This window comes from Enterovibrio makurazakiensis (assembly GCF_050336585.1).
Taxonomy (GTDB): domain Bacteria; phylum Pseudomonadota; class Gammaproteobacteria; order Enterobacterales; family Vibrionaceae; genus Enterovibrio; species Enterovibrio gelatinilyticus.
In genome coordinates this window covers 1-2,338 of record NZ_JAKJSE010000002.1, presented here as the reverse complement: position 1 = coordinate 2,338, position 2,338 = coordinate 1, and the positions used below count along the sequence as shown (strand labels likewise).

Annotated in this window: 1 protein-coding gene; it reads right to left on the bottom strand. The window is 55.5% G+C overall.

The features are described 5' to 3' along the window. A partial coding sequence (locus L4D06_RS00005) for an immunoglobulin-like domain-containing protein (protein WP_489685838.1) occupies positions 1 to 2,187 on the bottom strand: 2,187 nt, incomplete at its 3' end. Positions 2,188 to 2,338: the final 151 nt, after the last annotated feature.

Below are 2,338 nucleotides of genomic sequence, written 5' to 3'. Positions count from 1 at the left end.
TAAAGCTGTTGTGGGTGCTTCAGAGATACTGAGCGTGTAAGACGCTTCCGCGCCTTCAACCACTTCACTGTCACCTGTGAGTGTCAGAGTCGGTTTATCAGTGCCGGTCGTGTCTTCATTGATCGTGGTTTCGACCGCCGATGGGTTATCTGGCAGCACTTCAAAGCCGCCGCCCGATGTGCCCGTCACGGACACTTCAAACACGTCATCGTCATTGGTCTCAAGGATAGAGTCATCCAGGGTCGCGACGGTGAAATCCGTCGAGGTGGTGTTGGCGGCGATCACCACTTCTCGGGTCACGGGGGTGATATCGCCATCTTCGGAGGTTTTGTGTCCGACTACGACAGTCACCGTCAGTGCCGACGTCGGTGCTTCTGTAATGGTCAGTGTGTAGCTGGCTTCTTCGCCTTCAATGACGGACGCATCGCCTGTTAACGTCAGGGTGGGTTTATCCGTTGACGTGGTGTCTTCATTGATCGTGGTTTCGACCGCTGCTGGGTTATCCGGCAGGACTTCATAACCGCCGCCAGACGTGCCCGTCACCGACACTTCGAACACGTCATCGTCAGTGGTTTCGAGGATGGTGTCATCCAAGGTCGCGACGGTGAAATCCGTCGACTTCGTGTTGGCGGCGATCACCACTTCACGGGTCACGGGGGTGACGTCGCCGTCTTCTGAGGTTTTGTGTCCAACAACGACTGTGACGGTTAAAGCTGTTGTGGGTGCTTCTGAAATGGTCAATGTGTAAGACGCTTCTGCGCCTTCAATAACGGACGCATCGCCTGTTAACGTCAGGGTCGGTTTATCCGTTGATGTGGTGTCTTCATTGATCGTGGTTTCGACCGCTGCAGGGTTATCCGGCAAGACTTCATAACCGCCGCCAGAAGTGCCCGTCACCGACACTTCGAACACGTCATCGTCAGTGGTCTCAAGGATAGAGTCATCCAAGGTCGCGACCGTGAAATCGGTCGACGTGGTGTTCGCCGCGATCACCACTTCTCGGGTCACGGGGGTGACATCGCCGTCTTCGGAGGTTTTGTGTCCAACAACCACTGTCACGGTTAAAGCTGTTGTGGGTGCTTCGCTAATGGTCAATGTGTAGCTGGCTTCCGCGCCTTCAACGACTTCACTGTCACCTGTGAGTGTCAGAGTCGGTTTATCCGTTGATGTGGTGTCTTCATTGATCGTGGTTTCGACCGCCGATGGGTTATCCGGCAGCACTTCAAAGCCACCGCCCGATGTGCCAGTGACCGACACTTCGAACACGTCATCGTCAGTGGTCTCGAGGATGGTGTCATCCAAGGTCGCCACGGTGAAATCGGTCGACGTGGTGTTGGCGGCAATCACCACTTCTCGCGTCACGGGGGTGACATCGCCATCTTCCGAGGTTTTGTGTCCAACAACGACAGTCACCGTCAGTGCCGTCGTCGGCGCTTCGCTAATGGTCAGCGTGTAGCTGGCTTCTTCGCCTTCAATGACGGACGCATCACCCGTTAACGTCAGGGTGGGTTTATCCGTTGACGTGGTGTCTTCATTGATCGTGGTTTCGACCGCCGACGGGTTATCCGGCAGCACTTCAAATCCGCCGCCAGAAGTGCCGGTCACGGACACTTCAAACACGTCATTGTCAGTGGTTTCGAGGATAGAATCGTCGAGTGTTGCGACCGTGAAATCGGTCGAGGTGGTGTTCGCTGCGATCACCACTTCTCGCGTCACGGGGGTGACATCGCCGTCTTCGGAGGTTTTGTGGCCGACAACCACTGTCACGGTTAAAGCTGTTGTGGGTGCTTCAGAGATACTGAGCGTGTAAGACGCTTCCGCGCCTTCAACCACTTCACTGTCACCTGTGAGTGTCAGAGTCGGTTTATCCGTTGATGTGGTGTCTTCATTGATCGTGGTTTCGACCGCCGATGGGTTATCCGGCAGCACTTCAAAGCCRCCGCCNGATGTGCCCGTCACTGAGACTTCGAACACGTCATCGTCATTGGTCTCAAGGATGGCATCATCCAAGGTCGCGACCGTGAAATCGGTCGACGTGGTGTTCGCCGCGATCACCACTTCTCGCGTCACGGGGGTGACATCGCCATCTTCCGAGGTTTTGTGGCCGACAACCACTGTCACGGTTAAAGCTGTTGTGGGTGCTTCAGAGATACTGAGCGTGTAAGACGCTTCCGCGCCTTCAACCACTTCACTGTCACCTGTGAGTGTCAGAGTCGGTTTATCAGTGCCGGTCGTGTCTTCATTGATCGTGGTTTCGACCGCCGATGGGTTATCTGGCAGCACTTCAAAGCCGCCGCCCGATGTGCCCGTCACGGACACTTCAAACACGTCATCGTCA